General features: G+C 61.2%; 16 protein-coding genes. 2 read left to right on the top strand and 14 right to left on the bottom strand.

The features are described 5' to 3' along the window. Positions 1-108: 108 nt before the first annotated feature. The 11 genes from ACTQV3_RS05290 to ACTQV3_RS05340 all read right to left on the bottom strand — a co-directional run bounded on the left by ACTQV3_RS05290 (position 109) and on the right by ACTQV3_RS05340 (position 10530). Positions 109-1338 (bottom strand): zinc-ribbon domain-containing protein, encoded by a 1230-nt coding sequence (locus ACTQV3_RS05290; protein WP_441535951.1) that lies wholly within the window; start codon positions 1336-1338, stop codon positions 109-111. A 150-nt stretch (positions 1339-1488) separates the two neighbouring features. Beyond that, on the bottom strand, positions 1489-2511 hold the full coding sequence (locus ACTQV3_RS05295) for a YitT family protein (RefSeq protein WP_427747673.1): 1023 nt from the start codon (positions 2509-2511) through the stop codon (positions 1489-1491). A gap of 207 nt (positions 2512-2718) precedes the next feature. Beyond that, entirely contained in the window at positions 2719-3240 is a 522-nt protein-coding gene (locus ACTQV3_RS05300) for an Asp23/Gls24 family envelope stress response protein (protein ID WP_154514821.1), read from the bottom strand. A 44-nt stretch (positions 3241-3284) separates the two neighbouring features. After that, positions 3285-3662 carry a DUF2273 domain-containing protein gene (locus tag ACTQV3_RS05305; protein ID WP_441535950.1) on the bottom strand — a complete coding sequence of 126 codons (378 nt, stop codon included), beginning with the start codon at positions 3660-3662 and terminating at the stop codon, positions 3285-3287. Continuing rightward, positions 3655-4200, bottom strand: a complete 546-nt coding sequence (locus ACTQV3_RS05310) for a hypothetical protein (RefSeq protein WP_195838499.1) — start codon at positions 4198-4200, stop codon at positions 3655-3657. Before ACTQV3_RS05310 ends, ACTQV3_RS05305 begins: the two co-directional genes overlap by 8 nt. A gap of 165 nt (positions 4201-4365) precedes the next feature. Next, complete coding sequence (locus tag ACTQV3_RS05315) at positions 4366-5172, bottom strand: YebC/PmpR family DNA-binding transcriptional regulator (RefSeq protein WP_154514825.1); 807 nt, start codon at positions 5170-5172, stop codon at positions 4366-4368. A 166-nt stretch (positions 5173-5338) separates the two neighbouring features. Next, positions 5339-7522, bottom strand: coding sequence for a DUF6020 family protein (locus tag ACTQV3_RS05320; protein WP_441535949.1), 2184 nt, complete (start codon positions 7520-7522; stop codon positions 5339-5341). Positions 7523-7667: 145 nt separating this feature from the next. Next, the gene (gene lgt, locus ACTQV3_RS05325) at positions 7668-8489 is read right to left on the bottom strand and encodes a prolipoprotein diacylglyceryl transferase (protein ID WP_441535948.1); all 822 of its coding nucleotides are present in this window, start codon (positions 8487-8489) and stop codon (positions 7668-7670) included. 109 nt (positions 8490-8598) lie between these two features. Further along, on the bottom strand, positions 8599-8877 hold the full coding sequence (locus ACTQV3_RS05330) for a NifU family protein (protein WP_427718265.1): 279 nt from the start codon (positions 8875-8877) through the stop codon (positions 8599-8601). A 188-nt stretch (positions 8878-9065) separates the two neighbouring features. After that, positions 9066-9590: a deoxycytidylate deaminase gene (locus tag ACTQV3_RS05335; protein ID WP_154514829.1), complete on the bottom strand. Its 525-nt coding sequence runs from the start codon at positions 9588-9590 to the stop codon at positions 9066-9068. A gap of 88 nt (positions 9591-9678) precedes the next feature. Continuing rightward, positions 9679-10530, bottom strand: coding sequence for a type III pantothenate kinase (locus ACTQV3_RS05340; RefSeq protein WP_441535947.1), 852 nt, complete (start codon positions 10528-10530; stop codon positions 9679-9681). A gap of 353 nt (positions 10531-10883) precedes the next feature. Here ACTQV3_RS05340 and ACTQV3_RS05345 point away from each other — a divergent pair, with 353 nt between their 5' ends. Together ACTQV3_RS05345 and ACTQV3_RS05350 are read left to right on the top strand one after the other, a co-directional pair. Further along, the gene (locus ACTQV3_RS05345) at positions 10884-12584 is read left to right on the top strand and encodes an OPT/YSL family transporter (RefSeq protein WP_441535946.1); all 1701 of its coding nucleotides are present in this window, start codon (positions 10884-10886) and stop codon (positions 12582-12584) included. Positions 12585-12793: 209 nt separating this feature from the next. Next, positions 12794-13933: a DUF389 domain-containing protein gene (locus ACTQV3_RS05350; protein WP_441015161.1), complete on the top strand. Its 1140-nt coding sequence runs from the start codon at positions 12794-12796 to the stop codon at positions 13931-13933. A 69-nt stretch (positions 13934-14002) separates the two neighbouring features. On the opposite strand, the gene ACTQV3_RS05355 is transcribed toward ACTQV3_RS05350, so the two are convergent. The 3 genes from ACTQV3_RS05355 to ACTQV3_RS05365 form a co-directional block, all read right to left on the bottom strand. Further along, positions 14003-15739, bottom strand: a complete 1737-nt coding sequence (locus ACTQV3_RS05355; protein ID WP_441067613.1) for an aryl-sulfate sulfotransferase — start codon at positions 15737-15739, stop codon at positions 14003-14005. A 304-nt stretch (positions 15740-16043) separates the two neighbouring features. Next, positions 16044-17003 (bottom strand): 3-hydroxyacyl-CoA dehydrogenase, encoded by a 960-nt coding sequence (locus tag ACTQV3_RS05360; RefSeq protein ID WP_441067611.1) that lies wholly within the window; start codon positions 17001-17003, stop codon positions 16044-16046. Between the two features lie 281 nt (positions 17004-17284). Beyond that, positions 17285-22066 carry an acyl-CoA dehydratase activase-related protein gene (locus ACTQV3_RS05365; protein ID WP_441067609.1) on the bottom strand — a complete coding sequence of 1594 codons (4782 nt, stop codon included), beginning with the start codon at positions 22064-22066 and terminating at the stop codon, positions 17285-17287. Positions 22067-22071: the final 5 nt, after the last annotated feature.

Raw genomic sequence — 22071 nt, forward strand, 5'->3', positions numbered from 1 at the left:
ATCGCGATGTCAAAGCGGGGGCGGACGTTTCGACACGTCCGCCCCCGCTCATTCGTCAAGCACTATTTCTACCATTTCCACCCCGTCCCCAAATGGCAGGTGACAGGGCTACTCGTCTTGCGGGTCCTCGTCGGAGCTTGGCGCGGGCTCCGTCGTGGGCTCGGACTCCGGCGCAGATCCCGGGACAGACTCAGGCTCGGGCTCAGGCGCGACATCCGGAGCGCTGTAACCCGAAGGAGCGGACTTCTTCTCGAAGGGCAATACAAAAGTCAGGACGTCGTCCTTGTCCTCGTCGGCCCACTCGCTTGCATAACGTGCGACCCAATAGCCAACGGCACGGTGCTTGAGCATCTTGCCAAAGACCGTTAGAAATACGGTGACGAAAGCGACCAGCACCAGGAACAGCACGAGTGAGATGCCACCGCCGGTAACAATTGCCTCAATACCCGTAGGACGATAGTAGTAGCTATACATACCGACAGAGGCAATAGCGCCAAAGACCGCCGTCAAGATCCATGTGACAACGTTGGCGACCAGGCCCGTCAAAAACTCGGGAAGGAATGAAGCGCAGAACAGCTTGGTCTTATTGTTCTTAAAGGCCGCCCAGACCTTGTCGAGCGAAAACGCGCTCTCGACGCGACCGGTCACCGCAAAGTGCATCACGGCGATATCGGCGAACATCTTAAAGAAGACTCCCAGGACCGCCGTGGCAATCATAGCCAGGACAAGCAGGCCAAGCGAGCCAAACAGCGCAGTCTCGAGCGCAGAAGAGCCGTAATACGAATACGAGCCCGCCGCGCCAATTACCACGCTCTCCACCAGCGAAAGCACTACACCAATAACGGGAATGGCAGCGATAATCTCGAGCACGACCGAAATAACGCTCGAAAAGACCCCGAGGCCAAACGATGTGGAACGCATCAACGGACGATCCATGCCGTCATCGATCTTAAGCGACAGGTCGCGACCCCACTCGATGCCAAAGCCCGAACCGCACACACTCGCCACGCAGGCGGCCAAAAAGCCGATGGCAGCTGCAATACCGCCGATAACGGGAATGAACAGCACGAGCACCGACACGACACAGATAAGCGCCGGCAAAAAAGCAATCTGACACACGCGCTGCAGCACGCCCGGAGTCTTGGTCATGTCTTGGAACGCCTGAGCCACACAGCCCTTTGGCGCATTCGCCACGGGCGGTTGCGGAACAAACTGCTGGGGCTGAGACTGTCCCTGGGGAGCGGGGCCGGCGGCCCTGACCTCGGTATTAGGGGCACCGCACACGCCGCAGAACTTGTCGTTATCGCCCATGGGGGCGCCACACTGCGAACAGAACATCGAAATCATCCCTTCGTATCTAGAGTGAATCACCTGGATCGCAAACGACGTCTTTGGCAACATTATCGCGCAATGTGGGGACAAATACCCCAAGATGACCGATTTGAAACGTAGGCGGCTTTATTCAATGGTTCGAAGGGTATATCCGCGCTAGTTCGTGCCGCGGAAGCCCTTGCCCACGATCTCGGAGCTGTCAACGATCGTGATAAACGCATCTGGATCGATATCGCGGGTATAGCGGCGCAGTTGCACTGCTTCGCGACGGCTCAGCACGCTCATGATCACCGTCACGCAATTGCCCGAGAAGGCGCCGTAGCCGCGGCTGATCGTTGCCGTGCGGTTGAGATGCTTGACGATAAACTCCTCGACTTTGCGCGGTTCGGAGCAAATAATCGTACAGACCTTGCGCAAGTGAATGCTCTCGATGGCCTTGTCGACCACAAGCGTCTTGGCAAACAGGCCGAGCACGCAGTACAGGCCAACGCGCGGACCGTACAAAAAGGCCGCGATGGTCACGATGCCGATATCGACCAGTAGCAAGGCGCGTCCGATCTCGAGCGTCGTGCGACGCTTGAGGATCATGGCAAGGATATCGGTGCCGCCCGTCGAGGCGCCAATGTCAAAGACAATGGCACTGCCCAGCGCCGGCAAAATCACGGCAAAACACAGGTCGAGCCACATATCGCCCGTCATCGAAACATCCGTCGGAATGAAGAGCTCAAACAGCGAGACGTAGGCCGAAAGCGCAAACGAGGCAAAAACGCTCCACAGGATTGCCTTGCGCTCCAAAAAGATAAAGCCCAAGACGACGAGAACCGCATTGATGATCCACATAAAGACGCCGACGGGCAGAGTCGGGAACAGCGTGGAAAGAATGACCGACACGCCCGAGGTTCCGCCGAAGGCAAAGTGATTGGGGGTTTTAAAGGCCACGATGGCGAACGCCGTGAGGATCAGGCCCAGATTGAGCTCGGCGAAAAAGCGCGGGAAGCCCGGCTCCTGGCTGCGCTTGCGGCCGGCGCGCTCGCCGCGCTCGATATCGGCACGATCGACCACGCGCTCCATCGGCACCACGGGAGGACGATGCACCTCCTCGGCGGCACGCGACGCCGCCTCTGCCGCAGCGGCCTCAATCGCCCATGCCTTGCTTTCTGTTTCGTGCTCGTCGGCCATTACGGCAACCCCTCGTTAACAATTTGGAAACAATGCGCCCATTAGGGTAACGCGGAGCGCGAAGATTGCAACCCCTAGTTAGACGAGCGGTATGCCTACATCGGGGGCATATAGAAAACGGTCGACCGCACTTTTGCTTGCGCGGTCGACCGTTTAGCGTTTTCGCAGGTAAAACCTATCGAAACAAACCTGTCCCTATTTGGTAGGTTACTCGTGCTGGCTGGTGCGGTGCTCGTACTCCTCGGGAGTGATGACATCCTCGATGCGCAGGTTGACGCCTGCCACCTCAAGGCCGGTCATCGCGGCCAGACGCTCGGTCACGCGCGCCTTAACGTCGTCGAAAATCGCGGGTGCGTAGGCGCCGTACTCGATAATGACGGAAATGTTGACGACCACGCGGTTGTCATCGGTGACCTCGACCGTCACGCCCTTGGTCAGGTTCTCGGCACCAAACTGCTCCTGCACAAAGTGCATAAGGTTGCCCTTCATGCCCAGGACGTGCGGCACCTCGCGGGTGGCCATGGCGACGATCTTCTCGATGACACCGTTGGAATAGGTCAGCGAATCCTCGGACTCGTCCGCTTCCTCATCATCCTCGTCCGCATCGTCGGCGGGCTCGGCCTCGACGAGCGCCCCGTCCTCGAGCGTTACGTCCTCAGCCTCGGCGGCGACGGTCTCGTCTGCCTCGAGCTCGGTATCGGCCACATCGACCTTCGTGTTAAAAGCCATGGTTCCTCCTTATGCCCACCGCACACGCGGCGGTCGAATACATACTAGCGGCCGCTAAACAGACGGCCGAAGAAGTTGACGATCCCGTTCTCGCCGTCACGGATCTGGCCAATCACGGCGCCGATCAGCACAAAGAATGCGATGACGAGTGTGTCCCACAGGCCGAGCGTGAGCACCAGCACGGCGAGCACAAAACCAGCGACGGCTCCGAGCGTGGTGTTGGGATGACGGACGGCATAGCTCCAGATGGCCGCCCCCGTACCCTTGATGAGACCCATGGCCTCGTCAAAGTCGCTGGCGGCGCTGTCGTGCCGCTCGCCGGCCTCGGGCTTGGTGTCGGCGGACTCGCCTGCCGGCGTAGCGTTCTGGTCGATCGTCAGGCGCGGGGTGCGGACGGTCTTGTCTTGATTGGTATCACTCACCGGAAACCTCCACGGTCTGGACGGTAGTCTTGGACGGCAAAAAACGGACGCGTGCGGTCGTGCCCGGCGTGCCGAGCATGGTGTCGCAGGCCTCCTCGATACGTTGCTGCATCGCGGTTGCAAGGGAGGCCACGTCCCGGTCATCGAGCGCGATGGCGTCGACCTTAAAACGGACGAGCGATTCGTCGGAACCCTGCACGCGCGCCTCGACATGCTCGACCATCACACGGTCGTCGCGCTCTGCCGCAGCGCGAGCGCACGAGGAAAGCGCTGCGAGGGTGACCTCGATGTTGCGCTCCCCCGCCGGATGCACGCAAGACGGCTCGCGACGCGCGAACATCAGGCGGAAAAACCCGATGAGCACGCCAAGTGCCACGATGGCGGCGCACACCGTAACGACGACGCGAGGCATGGTGTCACGCAACAGCAGCATAAAGCGATACGTATACGGTCCCCAGAACTGGCAGACAAGCGTGCCCAGCGCCACGATGGCGGCGGCAAGGTACACGATTGCTAGGGCTCGTTTGAGTACGCGCACGCGCGCTCCCTTCAGGTTTCGGTCCACAGAATGCAAAACGATTCGCATCATTATAAAAGAGCCGGGTCCGGTGCCATACGCACGCGGATCCGGCTCATCTATTCCACGAGGCTTGTATGCTCGCTTCATTATGCCCAGATATGCACGGCTTAACCCGTGCAGGCGCTACTCCTCCTCGAGGGCGGCGATAACCTCGTCGGTCATGTCCATGGTGCTATAAACATCCTGAACGTCGTCGAGCTCCTCGAGACGGTCGATGAGGCGCTGGACCTTCTTGGCATCGGCGCCGGAGACCTCGGTCGGGGTGGTCGGAACCATAGTGGTCTCGGAGCCCTTGACCTGGATGCCCTGCTCCTCGAGCGCCTTGGAAACAGCCATGACGTCGTTGGCGGCGGTCCAAACGATCCACTCCTCGCCGGCGTCCTCGTAGTCGTCGCCACCGGCCTCGGCGATAGCCATCATGAACTCTTCCTCGTCACCGGCAGCACCGTTGGCGATCATGGTCTCCTTCTTGGCGTTCTCGTCCAGGATCTCCTTGGCGACGACGATCTGGCCCTTGCGCTCAAACTGGAAGGCGACGGAGCCGGAGGTGCCCAGGTTGCCGCCAGCGTGGGAGAAGGCGGAACGGACATCGGCGGCGGTACGGTTGCGGTTATCGGTCAGGCAGTCGACGTAGACGGCAACGCCGGCGGGGCCATAGCCCTCGTACACGATGTTCTCGTAGACGGCGGCATCGGCACCCGAACCGAAGGCCTTGTCGATAGCGGACTTGATCTTGTCCTTGGGCATGGACTGAGCCTTGGCCTTAGCAACGGCAGCGGCGAGGCTGGCGTTGTTCTCGGGCAGCGGGTCGCCGCCGAGACGGGCAGCAACGGTGATGTTGCGGCTCAGCTTGGAGAAGAGGGCGGAACGCTTGGCGTCCTGCGCGCCCTTACGATGCTTGGTTGTGGCCCACTTAGAGTGTCCGGACATACGTGTCTCCTATCGGTTTCGACCTAAAGCCCAGCGCAGATGCTCGGGCAATATAAACAAACGTCGTTATGATATACCTACTGGCCTGCGAGATAAACCCCAAAATGAAGGCGTCGTGATGATGCAGCCCCTTTGGTGCAAAGTAACCTGTCCCCTTTGCACCAAGTTAGAACCAGAGAAGGTCGCTGCGGGTGATGGTGGCGCCGATGGCAAAGGGCATGCAGGCGATGACTGGATACAGGTAGCGCATGTAGGTCGAGCCGTTGCAGGGACCGATCAGGCACACGGCGAGCACGCCCAGCAGCGGCACCCAAATGGCCAGCCCGCGCCACGAATGACGACGTAGCAGATAGACCACCACAGCGATCATGATCCACACGTAGGTGGCCGAGCTCATGGTGAGCGAGATAAACGGGATGCGTTGTACTGCCACGCGATACAGGTTGATCAGGTGGTCGCACCAGCGCACAACCTTGCTATCGACCGGATGGAAGTCGAAGTACTTGAGGTTATCGGGCTTCGCCATGATCTCGGCACTGCGCGCCGTGCTGTAGACCCACGCATCGCGGGCACTCGGATAAAAGTAGCCGTAGTAGTTATTGATGAGCGCCGAGATATAGCACTCGGGATCCTTTTTGAACATCTGGGCCCACACCTCAAAATAGGCCTTGATGTCCTCCTGCGAGGCGTACTCGTTAAAACAGTTTTTTACGGCATCCGACTTGTCGGGGTTGTAACGGCGGCCCAGATTCTCGTACTTAAGCACCCGGTCGATCACAGCGCGTTCCTTATCGGTCACCAGACCGTCGCAGGGAGCTTCCTCAATCGTGCCGTCGTCTTTGACCTTGGGGTTAACGCCCGAATTAAGGCCGTCGTGCTTTTGGACGAAGCGCGCCGTCTGTTGAAACGGAATCGAGAGGATCTCGCGCTTGGAGCCCGGCGTGATATCGTGCGCGGGCATAAAGACCTTGGTAAAGTACATGTTGGAGGCAAGGCAGAGCACGAGCACCGCGAGAACGCCGGCCCAGCGGAAGCGCGGCGTGGCGCATGAGGGTGCGACGCCAGACTGTTTGACCACGCGACGGGCCACATGCGCGTCCCAGGCGCAAAACGCCGCCGCAATCACGCAGGCCGCCAACGGAAAGACCAGGCCGCCATTGCGCAAAAACGTGGAACCCATGGCGCCCAGCACGAGCAACAGCCAGTCGTGGCGCGCAAAGAGCACAGGCGTGCGCTCGCCCGCGCGCTCGGCATTGACATCGCGACGGGGCAGGCCACATGCCACGAGCTTGACGGTCTGAACGAGCAGTACCAGAAACGCATCGGCAAACAGTACGTCTTTGGTCAGCAGCGCCGCGTAGTTGGAGAACATCGGCATAAACGCAAAGAACAGCAAGATGACGCCGCGGACCGGCAGGCTCACGCCCAGCTTACGCAGCGACGATATGGAATAGGCCACGCAGGCGGCCGTGATGACAAATTGGGCGCAGGTGTAGATGGCTAGACCCGCATTGGCGCTATTGAATAGCGAAAGCCCCAGTTGCACACACGAGCCGATGATGGCCGTGTGCACCACCGGATGATGGCCGTTGAGTAGCACGTTGGGGTTAAGCAGGCGCAGATAGTCGCTCGTGCCGTTGGGGTAGTTGAACCATTGGCGGATCTGCGCGCCCGTATCTCCCATAAAGAGGCCGGGCAGTGAGGCGATAAGCGTGGGCGCCCAGACAATCATGAGTACAAGAAACGGCCCAACAAAAGGATGGACCGAGAGCACGGCGTGGGTAACACGCCACACGCGGCCAAAATGCGCCTCCGAAAACGGAATGCGGCGAGAACTCAACCAATCCAAAAACTCAAAAGCCAGATAGAAGGACACAATCGCCAGAAGCATCCAGCCCGCGCCGCCAATCCAGGCGCAGATAACGCGCGCCTTGTCGCCCAGCACAATCTCGGCCGAATCGGTGAGGTCGTAACTGCGGCCGAACACCATGCAGACGGCAAAGAATAGCGATGGCAGCACGACCGAGGGGCGCCAAGCGTCACCGCGGCCAAAGAACACATAGCGAAACGGCAGCGTAAGCAGGCAGGCCAGCGCGAGCAGCATCACAGCGTCGGTATGGCCGGCAAATGAGAGGAGTACCTCGTAGCACACGTAAAGCATGCCCGAGGCCTTTGGATCGATCGCCAGGACCGCGTTGCTCGACACCGGGGCGGGATCGATGGAAAACGCCGTGGTCGCCAGCAGGGCGAGCAAAAATGCGACGAGCGTCTGCTTGGCGGGATAGCGCTTAAACCAAACGATGCGGGCGGCGTCGCGCGCAGCCGTTGTGGAGAGATCGGAATCCTTCACAGTCCGAAAAGCCTTTCTAGAAACCTGCCAAATAGGGACAGGTTTATTTTGGCAGGTTTTATCTGGGGAAACGTTACGGTTCTGTCATCGTTGCCTTGCAAAACCGCCACAAAGGCGCCTGTCCCCTTTGTGGTGTATGTGGTGGTTAGGCGTCGAGATAGATGCGCTGGGGACGGTTGCGGCGGAGGGCAAAAATGATGAGCGCCAGGCCCGCAATCACGAGTGGCAAACTCAGCAGCTGACCCATGGTGATGACGCCGCCCAGCAGATAGCCCAGCTGGGCATCGGGCACGCGCACGAACTCAACGAAAAAGCGGACGATGCCGTACCCCATCACAAACACACCCATAAACGCACCCTGGGGCAGCAGCGGTTTTTTGCGGCTGAGCACCTGTAGAATGCAGAAGAGCACAATGCCCTCGAGAAATGCCTCGTAGAGCTCGGATGGATGGCGCGGCATATCGCCCGCTGTCCCGCCAAAGATCACGCCCCAGGGCAGATCGGTCGGCTTGCCCCACAGCTCGCCGTTGACAAAGTTGGCGCAGCGCCCCAGGAACAAGGCCAGCGGAGCACCGATAACGGCAAGGTCGGCGATGGTCCAGGCGTCGAGCTTGTACATACGGCACACGAGCACGCCGCCGATGATGCCGCCCACCAGGCCGCCATGGAAACTCATGCCGCCTTCGTTGGTGGCAAAGATCTCAAGCGGATGCGACCAGTAGTAGCCGTCACCGTAAAAGATGACGTAGAACAGACGGGCGCCAATGATGAGGCCAAAGACCACACCAACCACGACACTCATCAGGTCGTCGACCGTAATGTCAAAACCCCAACGACGCTGCGTGCGGTACATGACGACCGCCGTGAGCAGAGCTCCGACCACATAGGCCAAGCCGTACCAGTAGATGGTGATGGGCCCCGCCGAAATGGCGACAGGATCAAGCATATGGTAGAGGTCGTTGAGCATATCGGTCCCCCTGTTCCCTACATACAAATGCGGCCGCGGGCCTTTCGCTCGCAGCCGCACATTTGGGCATGACGTCTATGCGGAGCACATCGCCCGCAGCTTTCGCTTCTCAGAACGGCGCATACTCGTCGTACAGATCCTCGACCTCGCCGGAGGCATTGACCTGCTCGACACGCGTAACGCCGGGCACGTGCTCCTTGAGGATACGCTCGACGCCCATGGAAAGCGTCAGAGCGCTCATGGGGCAACCGGCGCAGGCGCCCTGGAGCTCCAGCTTGACGACGCCCTCGTCATCAACGCCCATATACTCCATGTCGCCGCCGTCGGCCTGCAGGTTGGGGCGAATCTCTTCAAGAACCTTCTTAAGCAGCTCTTCGTTAACAGCCACAGGGGCTCCTTTCTCACAATAACGCGGGCGCGCCCGCGGACAGAGCTATGTTACTACAGCCATGTACCCGCTCGCGAGCCGTCCATGCGCGCGGACACGACTTTCACGAGCAGTTAATTTGACAGTCAATTTGGAACGGGGCTTAATTAGCCGCTTTTGCCAACGCCCGGCGCTCGTACACGCTGCCGCTACTGCTGCGTTTGTTCCCCGGTACCAATGTGGACATCGACGATAACCTGGCGGAAGCTAATGCCGCAGGAGTCGAGAATGCGGCGACTGATTCGGCCGTCGTCGGTGTCGGCGTACTTATTGTCCAGATAGACAACCTCGCCCACACCTACCTGCGCCAGGATTTTGGCACAGTCGTGGCACGGGAACAGCGTGACGTAGACCGTGGAACCCTCAAGGTCCTTGAGCGAGCCGCGGTAGTTGAGCACGGCGTTGGCCTCGGCATGAACTACGTAGTTATGCTTGTCCTGCAGCGGGTCATCGCTCGTGCCCCACGGGAAAAAGTCGTCGTTGAGCGCCGAGGGCGTACCGTTGTAGCCCACCGAAAGAATGCGGTGGTTGGTGCTGGCGATGCACGCGCCCACCTGCGTATTGGGATCCTTGCTGCGGCGCTGCGCGGCGATGGCCACGCTCATAAAGAACTCGTCCCAGCTAATAACGTCGCGGCGCTTGCCCGACGCGGTTTGATGAAGATCGTCCGACATGGCAGACACCTCCGAAATCGAAATAGTTTGGCCCATTGTAGCAGGTGAAAGGCGGGGCTGTTTCCTCCCCCCGCCGACGTTCTTGGCTTTATGCGCGGCGAGGCTTTTGGTTGATGCGGTACAGCTCGGCGAGACCCCGCAGCGTCAGCGCGTCGTCTACCGTCAGGCTGTGGCCGACCAACGACGCGAGCGCCTCGGCATCGTCGCCGGTGATGACAATGGGCACGCTGCCCTCGCCTGCCGCCTTGGTCGAGCGCATCTCGGCAAGCACCATGTCGAGCATGCCGTCGATACGGGCCACCTCGCCCAAGACCACGCCCGAGCGCATGGCCTCGCGCGTGTTGCGACCGATCACATGCGTGGGTGCCGAGGGCTCGACTTGCGGCAGGCGCGCCGCAGCGGCCGAGAGCGAGCGAGCGCCGAGCGCCAGCCCCGGCGCGATAACACCGCCGACAAAGGTTCCGCGCGCATCGATGACCTCGATATTGGTCGTAGTGCCCAGGTCGATCACGATGCACGGAGAGCCGTAGACGACACGGGCCGCCACGGCGTCGGCGATGCGATCGGGACCGATCTCGGCCGGGTCGTCGTAGTGCACGGGCATGCCGGTCTTAAGTCCCGGCCCCACGGTGAGCACGCGCCCCGTGCAGGTACGGGAAAGTGCCGCCTTCCACGGGCGCTCGAGCGCCGGCACCACGCAGCTCAGCACTGCTGCCGCGGGAACGAGCACACCAGGCATGCCCGCATCGGCTGCCAGTGCGCCCATGACCCGCGCGAGCCTCATGCGCGCCTCATCGGCCGTAATGCTCGGCGGCGTCGTGATCTCGCACGTCGCAAGCGGGCATTCCTGCGCCGCGGCCGAATCCTCGGCAAACAGACCAAAGCGAATGAACGTGTTGCCCACGTCGACCGTCAATATATATGCGCACCCATTAAGCATCGTCGGCGCTCCTTTCGTCTGCCCAGCAGTATATCGCCTACCCGAACCAGCCATCCCAGGTAGTCATTTTGGGACGGGGCTATTTTAGCTACCCCAATATGTCGGTTGATATTTGCCCCAATCCCAGATAATTCGTCGACTGTCAAAGGGTAGCTAAAATAGCCCCGTCCCAAAATGACTAAAAAGCCCCGTCCCAAATTAGCTGGTTTTGGCAGGGCATGGGATGGGCGATGCCGCTATACTGATGCGCGGTCGTGCGCGAGCTCACGCGGCGGCCCTTGGTAACCCGACTTCCCGAGCCGTATCCGTAGCGGCGCTTGCGGGGGAAGCGGATATACGCAAAGGAGTTCTATATGGGCAATCCCTCGAACCGCACTTCTATGCGCGGTCAACTCACGCTGCGCGGCGTCGTCATCGGCGTCCTTGGCTGCGTGATTATCACGGCAAGCTCGGCCTACACGGCCCTCAAGATGGGCGCCCTCCCCTGGCCGATCATTTTCGCTGCCGTCATCTCGCTGTTCTTCCTTAAGCTCATGGGCAATGCCAGCCTCAACGAGGCCAACGTTACCCACACCATCATGTCCGCGGGTGCCATGGTCGCCGGCGGCCTGGCGTTTACCATCCCGGGCGCCTGGATGCTGGGCTATGCCGACCAGATCAGCTGGCTCGACATGTTTATCGTGGCGCTCGCCGGCACCATTTTGGGCCTTCTGGCAACGGCGCTCATCCACCGTCACTTTATCGTGGACGCCGCGCTGGAGTTTCCCACCGGCAACGCCGCAGCCCAGACCCTGCGTGCTACCGAGGCCGGCGGCAAGACCGGCAAGCAGCTCTTTGGCTCCATGGCCATCGCAGGCATCTATAGCGTGCTGCGCGACGCCCTGGGCGTGGTGCCCAGCATGCTGTGCACGCTCAATATCCCCGGCGTGACCTTTGCCATCTACAACTCGCCCATGTTGCTGTCCATCGGCTTTTTGGTGGGCTTTGCCCCCGTCGCCTTCTGGTTTGCCGGCGCGCTGCTGGGCAACTTTGGCATTATCGTCGGCGGCACCGCTGCCGGCCTGTTCGATATTGTGACCGCGCAGGGTATCGTCAAGTCCTTAGGTATGGGCCTTATGATGGGCTTTGGCGTCGCCGTCGTCCTCAAAGACATCCTGCCGCAGGTCGCCGGTATCGTCCGCGGTCTTGCCGCCGACAGCTCCACCGACACCGACGAGCAGTCGCTCATCTCGGGCTCGCTTAAGCTCGACGCCGGCATCATCGGCCTGGGCACCGCCGCCATCGCCGTGATCATCGCCATCGCGCTCGACCTTGGCCCCGTCCCAGCCGTCATCGTCACGCTGTTCACCTTTGTCACCACCATCATGAGTGCGCAGAGCTGCGGTCAGACGGGTATCGACCCCATGGAGATCTTTGGCCTCATCGTCATGCTCATCGTAGCGGCCTTCGCGCAGCTTGCGCAGGTCAAGCTGTTCTTTATCGCCGGCATCGTGGCCGTGGCGTGCGGCCTTGCGGGCGACGTCATGAACGACTTTAAGGCCGGCGCCGTGCTGGGCACCAACCCGCGCGCACAGTGGATCGGCCAGGCCATCGGCGGCATCGTGGGCGCACTGGTCGCTGCCGCCGTCATGGTCGCGCTCGTCACCGCCTATGGTCCGGACGCCTTTGGTCCCGACAAGAGCTTTGTGGCCACGCAGGCAAGCGTAGTCGCCACCATGGTCTCGGGCATCCCGAGCGTGCCGTGGTTCGCAGGCGGTTTTATCGCCGGCATCGTCATGTATTGGCTCGGCATTCCGGCCATGATGATCGGTCTGGGCGTGTACCTGCCGTTCTACATGTCGCTCACGGCCTTCTTGGGCTCCTGCGTCAAGCTCGCCTACGACAAGTGGGCCGCACACCGCGACGCCGCCGGTCTTTCGGGCAAAGAGAAGGCTTCCAAGGATGCTGCCTTCCAGGAGCAGGGCCTGGTCGTCGCCAGCGGCCTGTTGGGAGGCGAGTCTGTCGTTGGCGTTATCCTGGCGTTTGTCTCCGTCGGCCTGAGTCTGCTGGGCTAAACCCAACAACAACGTACCCGTACAGAGCGCGGGGCCGGAGACCATCCGGCCCCGCGCTCTGTAACTGTCGAAACACTCGGCCGCAACCGCATTTGACGTCCCCCTTACCTGCTCGTCTAAGTTTCACGTCAAGATGACCGCCCCGCCCGCCACGGTGTAGAGTACATGCTACGAGCGCACCCGCGTTCCTGCGGCAATACGAGGTGGACATGGAACTCGACAAACAACAGATCAAGCGACTACGCAAACGCCATCACCGGCGCCACGGCATTCGACCTGCCCATAGTGAGGCCCTGGAGAACACCGGCCGCTTCCTAAAGCGCGCATTCAACATTCGCGAGGGTCGCGCACCCTATCACGTGATTCGCAAGCGCTTTGTAAACGGGGCGCGGCTGACCGGCTCGCACTTATGCATCCTCATCATCGCCATGCTCATCGCGAGCATCGGCCTCGATATCGACTCGGACATTGCCATCGTGGGCGCCATGCTCATCTGCCCACTCATGGGGTCGGTCCTTGCCATGGCATATGGCATCGCCACGCTCGACCGCGAGATTGCCGTCGAGGCCGTCGCCGGCCTCGCGCTACAGATGGCCTTTTGTCTGATCACGTCCACGCTGTATTTTAAGCTCTCGCCCCTTGGCACCACCACGGCCGCCATCATCGACAACTCGACGCCCACTGTGTGGGACCTTGCCGTCGCGCTCGCGGGCGGCTTTGCGGGCGGGCTGGGCAACTCGCGTGACCAGGAACCTGCCACGCTTATCGCCGGCGTGGCCGTGGCGACCGCGCTCATGCCGCCCCTGTGCGCGGCGGGCTATGGCATCGCCATTGCAAGCGGGTCACTGTTTCTCTCGGCGCTTTATGAGTTTGGCATCAACGTGGTCTTTATCGCACTGGCTGCCGAAGCCGTGCTGCTTCTTTTGCGCGTGCCGCTCAAGCGCGACCTGAACGGCGACGGTATTGTGACTGCTGAAGAAAACGCCGAGGTCAACGAGCTATCGCGCAAGGTGCGCCGCCGCATCATCGTGGGCACGGTGATCTTTGCCATCCCCTGCATTATTATGACGGCGGGGTCTATTGGCTCGGCGCAGGCCGGCGTGCAAGACGGCTACGGCGTCACTGAAACCACGCGCGAACTTGCGGCGGTGCTGCCGGGCTTTAAGGATTACACCGTCGCCGTCGAGACCTCGGCTACCGAGGGCGACAAGGAGGGCGTTGTCGAGCGCCAGACTGTCGCTCGCGTAACGACAAGCGAGACGCTCGGGGCGCACGACCGCCGTGTTGCCCGCAAGCTCATCGACCTCAACGTACCCGAACTCGATCGCGTGGAGTTTGACGTGAAGTGATGCGGAACGTGAGGTAGGCCCGGTACGAGCGCGCGCAGCCGCGGGGCACAGGCACAGCCAAGCGCAGCGCTACAGCTCGTACTTGTACACGCGGTAGATGTACTTCTCGGCTTCCATCTCGTACGTGGCAATGGGCAGTCCATAGCGATCGTACTCGGCAAAGGTCTTGGCTATGCCCGATGCCACGAGCATGCTATTCGAATCGCCGACGCGCTGCGCACTACTTACGTAACCTGAGAACGGCACTGCGATCTGGTCCACAAGCTCGTAGGTGCGCGTGGTCTCGTCCACCGTAAAAATGCGCCCAAACGAATGCGTTCCCTTGCTGTAGTCGGTCACTACCGCAGCGCCCAGCTGGCCCCAGTCGAACTTGGGATAGCTCTCGGCAACACCAAAGTTGTTGTCGTATAGCAGCACCTGGTAGCGACCAGTCGCGGTCGTCTCGTCGTTTGGCAGATAGGTCACACTATGCTGGCCTGCGTTGAGCGAAAAATCGCCTTGAGCCTGCAGCAACTTGTCCTCAAAGCCCGAGCCGGCCCAAAACTCTGGCGAGCCCATAAGCCAATCGACCGTAGGCGTACCGTAGATATCCGTGAGCTTGATGACCGTTGAGGTCTCGCGCGAGCTGAGCAAAACGGTGCCGCCGCCGAGCCACTGGATCGTGTTGATGTGAATCCAATCCAGGTCGCCGTCCGAGGCAACCTTGGCGCTTGCCTTGAGGTCGGGGAACATATCGCCCAGGTCCACGACGAGAGAGACGTCACCTGTTGTTATGTCGACCTTAATGATGAGGTCCTCTACATTAACGCGATCGTCCTTATCTTTTTTGGCAGCCGCGCGATCGACGTCCAAATCGGCTTCGGAGCCGGCGTGACTCGCCAGCACCAGCAGGTTGCCATCGTCATCGAAAGCGTAGTCGTGGTGTAGCTCGTAGTCGCCCGTGCTCCAGACGTTTACCACCTGGCCGATGGCGTTGATCTGGGCCATCTTGGTAGTCGAGACGCTCATGATCATGCTGCCGTCGCCCGGGAACAGCAGGCGGTGGCTGCGGTAGCCGACAATCGGCACCTCGCCGCGAATCTGGCCGTCGTTGTCGTAGAGGTACATAAAGTCGAGCTTGGACGAGTCGTTGCCCAAGATGGTAAAGAGACCATCGGCAAGCGGCGTATTGGACTCCCCCGACGTAACGGCAAGCTGCTCTTCTTCCTCGCCTTTGAGAGCCGGCGTCTTGACCGTGAACGTCGAGGTGCGGCTGATACCATCTTGTGCCGTGCAAGTGATGGTTACCGTGTTTTTGTGGTTGGGAATGAGGCCGATGACCTTGAACTCGTGTTCCGTGGCCGGCGCGTCGCCGCCGTGGGGCGTATGGGAAAACGCGGCGACCTTGGGCGTGTCGCCAGTCTTTTTACGACCGGCGACCTTGTAGGAGACGGTTACGGAATCCGTTGTCGCAAAGCGAACGTAGCAGCTCAGGGTATCGGTGCCAAAGGGATCCTGCGCGATAAACGGAGTGGTCTCGTTGTAGCCGCCGTCAGCGTACTCGGCATCGAGCCGCTCCTTGATGGCCGCCTGCTTCTCGACGTCGTAGGTCGCGACAATCTGCTTGTGGAGTTTCTTTTGCTCGTCAGTGAGCTCGTTGCTCGCAGTAGATGCGGCGCCCGTGCCGGCCCCGCCGACCGAGCAGCCCATGAGCCCTGTCCCGGCAAGCGCCAGCGTGCCCGCCGCACCCGCAAGAGCCGCTCGACGCGAAAACAGTCTGCTGTCCTTGTCACTCAATTCCATATCGTTACCGTCTTTGAATACCATTGTTGTTCCCTCATATACCACGGCGTTTGCCCAGCCCTGTCTAATTATGACTCGCAGTTTAACAAACGCCCCTTAATGCAAGTTTAAGCTTGTAGCGATACGGAAACGCGGGGCGCGAAGGGAATCCGCAACTCTTCCGCTCCCAAGTGATCAATCGGGGCGGCCGCGATGGTGCTCGATCCAGTCCACGGCAAAGTCGACAAGTTCGCGTTGGCGCATAAAGCGGATTGTCCCGTTGCCGAGCGGCGCTGCGGCGCACTGACACTGCAAATGACACGTTTCTCAATGTTGCCGAGGGATCTTTTTAGTACTTGAAGAAGCCCTCGCCCGAGTTTTCGCCCAGCTTGCCTTCGTCGAGCATCTGCTTGAGGACGGATGCCATGGCCTTAAAGTTGTAGGGCATCATCATCTTTTTGAGCAGCGGGCTCACCAAGCCCGGCACCTTCTGATACTGCATGACGATGTTGTAGGCCGTCTGGATGCCCACGGTGTCGAACACGCGGAACGGGCCCTTGGGCGCGCCAGTGCCGCGTGTCCATGCGAGGTCGATGCTCTTGGGGTCGCTGACGCCCGAGACGTACAGATCAAGGCCCGAAAGCAGCCACGGCACCAGCATGGAATTGAGCAGATAGCCGTTCTTTTCCTTGTTGACGGGCAGGGCAAGCATACGGATATCGCTGGCAAAGTCGACGAGCTCATCGAAATAGCGCTTGTCGGTCTGGTCCTGAGCCATGACCTCGGTCATGTTGTTCTTCCAGATGGAGTTGGCAAAGTGCAGCGACAGGTACTTCTCGGGGCGGCCGGTGTACTTGGCAAAGGTGCTCGGCAGCAGCGTGGAGGAGTTCGTCACGACAACGGTCTTTTGCGGGAGAACCGGGGCGAGCTTCTTGTAGAAGTCAATCTTTGCCTGGGTGTCCTCGGCCATCGACTCGATAACCAGATCGGCGTCGGCCACTGCCTTGGCAAGATCGAGCTCTAGCTTGAGTGTGGAGTAGGCACGCTCGACGGCGGCGAGCGCCGCCTCCTTGTCGAAGGGCTGGTCGCTATCGGCGATACCGGCACACCACTCGCCCGTGCCGTCCGCCATGCCCTCGATAGCCGCGATGTACTCCTCGCGCACATGATCGATCTTGGGCTGAGTGCGGCCGATGCTGCCCTCGCTGCGCAGCCAGATCGTCACATCGAAGCCGCAGTAGGCAGCCTGAAAGGCAATCTGGCTTCCCAACACGCCGCCACCGGCAACACAAACGGTCTTGTAGCTCATAGGAACAGTCCTCTCTTACGTAATTCCATGGATGTGTATTTATTCAACCGTAAGGATGACGCCCGCTGGGGGTGGGTTCCATAAACGGACGGTAATTTGCGGCGAACGGCTACATATGTTCATTATCTCAGGGTTCCAAGGGCGATTTTTGGTGCCACTAACACGTCGCTTTCGGAAGAGATGATAGTTGGGGCGTTTACGCAGCATATGTCCAGCAAAAACGGGTGGTAGCCGATACGGCTACCACCCGTTTGTCTCATATCTAGCACATAGCAGGCCAACTACTTCTTAATGCCGCGTCCCAGACGCTTGGCGACCGATGCAACGGCCTCCTCGCTGGCCGAGCCACAGCTCACGCAGCCATCATGGGCACGCATCTGGCCAGTGACCTCGTCCATCGCGAGCGGCGCCACCTTCTCGAGCTTAAAGCCCTTACCGGTGCGCATGTTTTCCTTGGCCACGCTGATCATGAGCTTAATGCGGTTGAGCTGGTTGACCTCGGACGCGCCGGGGTCGTAGTCCACCGCGACAATGTTGCTCTCGGGGTGCTGACGGCGCAGCTCCTTGATCACGGCCTTGCCCACCACGTGGTTAGGCAGGCACGCAAAGGGCTGCGTGCAGATGATGTTGGGCGCGCCATGGTCAATCAGGTCGAGCATCTCGGCCGTGAGCAGCCAGCCTTCGCCCATGTTGTTGCAAACCGAAAGCACCGTACGGGCCTTGTCCGCCATGGTGCCGATGCGCTCGGGCGCCTCAAAGCGGCGGGACTTTTGGAGCAGCTCCTCCACCGGCGTACGCATCCAGTCCACGAGCTTGATGAGCGCCTGCATACCAGCGCGCGTGGTTGCAGAGCTTCCGAGCTCATCCTTCTGCAGCTCGGCGTTGCTCATGGAGTACAGGAAGAAGTCGAGCAGGCCCGGCACCACGGCCTCGCAGCCCTCGCGCTCGATAACGTCGACCACGTGGTTGTTGGCTGTAGGGTGGAACTTGACCAAGATCTCGCCGACCACGCCCACGCGCGGCTTGGTGCCCTCACCCACGAGCGGCATGGTGTCGAACGCGCGGATGGCCTCGCGGCACAGCTTGGTGTAGTTGTGGCGGTTGAACTTGGGCGCCAGCTTGCGGGCGCGCGCCATGTACTCCTCGTAGAGTGCGTTGGCGGCGCCGGGCGTAGCCTCGTATGGACGACAGCGATAAAGCATCTGCATCATCACGTCGCCAAAGAGCACCGCGTAGACTGCCTGCTTAAGCAGCGCCGGCGTAATCTTAAAGCCGGGGTTATCCTCACCGAGCGCCACCGCCGAAAGCGAGATCACCGGGATCTCGGGGTGGCCGCTCTCGCGCAGGGCCTTGCGGATGAGTGCGATGTAGTTGGTGGCACGGCAGCCGCCGCCGGTCTGGCTGATAACCACGGCCGTCTTGGACAGGTCGTACCGGCCGCTCTCGATGGCCTCCATAATCTGGCCGGTCACCAAAATGGACGGATAGCAAATGTCATTGTTCACATAGCGCAGGCCGGCCTCGACGGCGTCGTGATCGGTCGAGGGCAGCAGCTCCAAGTTGTAGCCGGCACCGCGGAACACCTCTTTGACCAGGTCAAAGTGGATCGGCGCCATCTGCGGGCACAGGATGGTGTAGCCCTCCTCGCGCATCTGCTCGGTAAAGGGCACCTTGGGCCACGCGGTCGATGCGCTCTCGCGCTGAGCCTCGAACGTGTACTTGCGGCTCGCGAATGCGGGGGCATCCGTGGAGGGAGCCACCGGCGCGGCATCGCCCTGCTCGTAGGTCTCGCCCGCGGCCGCGGCCTCGGCCAAGCGCTCGGCCTCCTGGTCCTTAAGCGCGGCCATGAGCGAGCGGATGCGGATGCGCGCGGCGCCCAGGTTGGACACCTCGTCGATCTTGAGCACGGTGTAGATCTTGCCGCTGGCCTCCAGAATCTCCTGCACCTGATCGGTAGTCAGAGCGTCCAGGCCGCAGCCGAAAGAGTTGAGCTGGATCAGGTCCAGGTCGTTGCGCATCGTCACAAAACGGGCGACGGCGTACAGGCGGCTGTGGTACATCCACTGGTCGACGACGCGGATGGGGCGCTCGGGCTTCACCAGGTGCGCAAGCGAATCCTCGGTAAAGACCGCAAAGCCAAAGCTCGAGATAAGCTCGGGCAGGGCGTGGTTGATCTCGGGGTCGTTGTGGTAGGGGCGGCCGGCGAGCACGATGCCGTGACCGCCGTGGTCCTCGACCCACTTAAGGGTCTCCTCGCCCATGGTCTGGATGTCCTCGTGGAAGCGTGCATCGGCCTCAAAGGCAGCGTTGACGGCGGCATCGACCTCGGAGCGCGTGATCTTGGGACCGCGCACGCGACCGCGACCGGCCTCAGCATCGGCCACGCGGTCGACGGCAAGCACCTGGTACAAGCGGCGCTTGAGCTCGGTCTTGTCGTGATAGGGCACAAACGGGTACAGGAACTCGATGTTCTGCTCACGAATCTCGTCGATATTGAGTGCCAGCGCCGTGGGGTAGCTCATGACGATGGGGCAGTTATAGCAATTGCCAGCCGTCGGATCCTCCTTGCGCTCCCAGCGCACGCACGGCATCCAGATGAAGTCGACATCGCGGTCGATAAGGTTCATCACGTGGCCGTGGCTCATCTTGGCCGGATAGCACACGCTCTCGGACGGCATGGACTCGATGCCCGCCTGGTAGGTCTTCTTGCTCGACTGGTCGGACAGCTGCACGCTAAAGCCCAAGCGCGTAAAGAACGCGTGCCAGAAGGGGTAGTTCTCGTACATGTTGAGTGCGCGCGGGATACCCACGGTGCCGCGCGGGGCCTCGTCGGGGCTCAGCACCTCGCGATTAAAGAGCAACTCGTTTTTCTTTTTGAAGAGGTTAGGGGCCTCGGTCTTTTGCTTTTTGTGGCCGGCGCCCTTCTCGCAGCGGTTGCCGGTAATGAAGCGCCTGCCGCCGCCAAAGTCGTTGACGGTGAGCTGGCAGTTGTTGGAGCAACGGCCGCAGCGGACGTGCTTTTGCGTCACAGTGAGGTGCGCGATGTCCTCGGCCGAAAGGATGGTCGAGGTGCCATCGGCGCCAGCGCGATCGCGGGCGAGCAAGGCCGCACCATAGGCGCCCATGCAGCCGGCGATGTCGGGACGCACGGCGTGAACGCCGGTGAGCTGCTCAAACGCGCGCAGCGTGGCATCGGACATAAAGGTGCCGCCCTGGACGATCACCTGGCTTCCGATCTCCTTGGGATCGCGCAGCTTAATGACCTTGAACAGGGCATTCTTAATGACGGAATAGGACAGACCGGCCGCGATGTCGCCCACCGTGGCGCCTTCCTTTTGCGCCTGCTTAACACGCGAATTCATAAAGACCGTGCAGCGACTGCCCAGGTCCACCGGAGCCTTGGCATGGATGGCTGCATCGGCGAACGCGCGCACGTCCATGTTCATAGAGACGGCGAAGCTCTCGATAAAGCTACCGCAACCCGACGAGCAGGCCTCGTTGAGCATGATGTGCTCGATGACGCCGTCCTTTACGCGCAGGCACTTCATGTCCTGACCGCCAATGTCCAGGATAAACTCGACGCCGGGCAGGAACGCCTTGGCGCCGCGCAGGTGCGCGACGGTCTCGATCTCGCCGGAATCGGCCTTGAGGGCCTCGATGAGCAGCGCCTCGCCGTAACCCGTGGTGGTCACGTGGCCGATGGTGCAGCCGGCGGGGATGTGGTTGTAGAAATCGGCCATGATGACCTTGGCCGTACCCAGGATGTCACCGTTGTTGTTGCCGTACCAGGTATGCAGCAACTGGCCGTCCTCACCCACAAGCGCGGCCTTCATGGTGGTGGAACCGGCGTCGATACCGATGAACACGCGACCGGTGTAGCCTTCGAGCTTGCCCTTGGGGACGACTTCGGTGTCGTGGCGGGTCTTGAACTCGGCAAAGTCCTCGTCGGTGGCAAAGAGCGGATCCAGACGCTCGACCTCGGCGCCCTGTGTGTCACCCAGGGCATCGATGGCCTCGATGAGCTGCGGGAACGTGCTGAGCTTATTGGACTCGTGCGCCATGGCGGCACCGCTCGCCACAAACAGGTGAGCATTTTGGGGCACGATGCGGTGCTCCTCGTCCAGATTGAGCGTGAGGTAGAAGCGATGGCGCAGCTCGGAGAGATACTGCAGCGGGCCGCCCAGGAAGGCGACGTTACCGCGGATGGGACGGCCGCACGCCAGGCCCGAGATGGTCTGGGTCACGACGGCTTGGAAGATGGAGGCGGCCACGTCCTCGGGGCGGGCGCCCTCGTTGAGCAGCGGCTGCACGTCGGTCTTGGCAAAAACGCCGCAGCGGCTGGCGATGGGATAGATGGTGGTGGCGTTGGCCGCGAGTTCGTTAAGGCCGCTGGCGTCGGTGTGCAGCAGGGTTGCCATCTGGTCGATGAACGCACCCGTGCCACCGGCACAGGTGCCGTTCATGCGCTGCTCAATGCCGTTATCGAAGTAGATGATCTTGGCGTCCTCGCCGCCCAGCTCGATGGCGACATCGGTGGCCGGGATGAGGGTCTCGACGGCGCGCTTGCTGGCGATGACCTCTTGGACAAACTCCAGGTCGAGCCACTGGGACAGCAGCAGGCCGCCCGAGCCGGTAATGGCGCAGGTCATTTGGGCCGTCGGCAGCACGGCCGCAGCACCCTCGAACAGGTCGCGGGCGCAGGCGCGGACGTCGGTATGGTGGCGCTGGTACTTGGCGTAGACGATCTGGTTGTCATCGTTGAGCACGGCGAGCTTGACGGTGGTGGAGCCAACGTCGATGCCCAGGTGCAGGTTGCCGTGGGCGTTGTCGGGGTTGAAGATCGCGCCTTCGGGGGCGTGGGCGGCGGCTGCGGGCTCGGCGGCGGTGGCGGGCTCGCTAGCGACGGACGTCTCCCCTGCCGCATTCTTGGCATCGGCAACTGCCTCGGCAACTTTCTCGGCAGCCGCGGTCGCGGCCTTCTGCGCGGCGTCCACCACGGTGGGCGCAGCCTCGCGTGCGGCGGCGACCATACGGTCCTTGATGCCCTCGACGAGTTTGCTCATTGTCT

Origin of the sequence: Collinsella sp. LCP19S3_A7, from assembly GCF_052121995.1 — a bacterium.
Taxonomy (GTDB): Bacteria; Actinomycetota; Coriobacteriia; order Coriobacteriales; family Coriobacteriaceae; genus Collinsella.

Coding starts and splice junctions, on each gene's coding strand:
- ACTQV3_RS05345 (WP_441535946.1), top strand. CDS start 10,884: ATGGGCAATCCCTCGAACCGCACTTCTATGCGCGGTCAACTCACGCTG.
- ACTQV3_RS05365 (WP_441067609.1), bottom strand. CDS start 22,066: ATGAGCAAACTCGTCGAGGGCATCAAGGACCGTATGGTCGCCGCCGCA.
- ACTQV3_RS05350 (WP_441015161.1), top strand. CDS start 12,794: ATGGAACTCGACAAACAACAGATCAAGCGACTACGCAAACGCCATCAC.
- ACTQV3_RS05295 (WP_427747673.1), bottom strand. CDS start 2,511: ATGGCCGACGAGCACGAAACAGAAAGCAAGGCATGGGCGATTGAGGCC.
- ACTQV3_RS05355 (WP_441067613.1), bottom strand. CDS start 15,739: ATGGTATTCAAAGACGGTAACGATATGGAATTGAGTGACAAGGACAGC.
- lgt (WP_441535948.1), bottom strand. CDS start 8,489: ATGCTCAACGACCTCTACCATATGCTTGATCCTGTCGCCATTTCGGCG.
- ACTQV3_RS05360 (WP_441067611.1), bottom strand. CDS start 17,003: ATGAGCTACAAGACCGTTTGTGTTGCCGGTGGCGGCGTGTTGGGAAGC.
- ACTQV3_RS05290 (WP_441535951.1), bottom strand. CDS start 1,338: ATGTTCTGTTCGCAGTGTGGCGCCCCCATGGGCGATAACGACAAGTTC.
- ACTQV3_RS05335 (WP_154514829.1), bottom strand. CDS start 9,590: ATGTCGGACGATCTTCATCAAACCGCGTCGGGCAAGCGCCGCGACGTT.
- ACTQV3_RS05315 (WP_154514825.1), bottom strand. CDS start 5,172: ATGTCCGGACACTCTAAGTGGGCCACAACCAAGCATCGTAAGGGCGCG.
- ACTQV3_RS05300 (WP_154514821.1), bottom strand. CDS start 3,240: ATGGCTTTTAACACGAAGGTCGATGTGGCCGATACCGAGCTCGAGGCA.
- ACTQV3_RS05340 (WP_441535947.1), bottom strand. CDS start 10,530: ATGCTTAATGGGTGCGCATATATATTGACGGTCGACGTGGGCAACACG.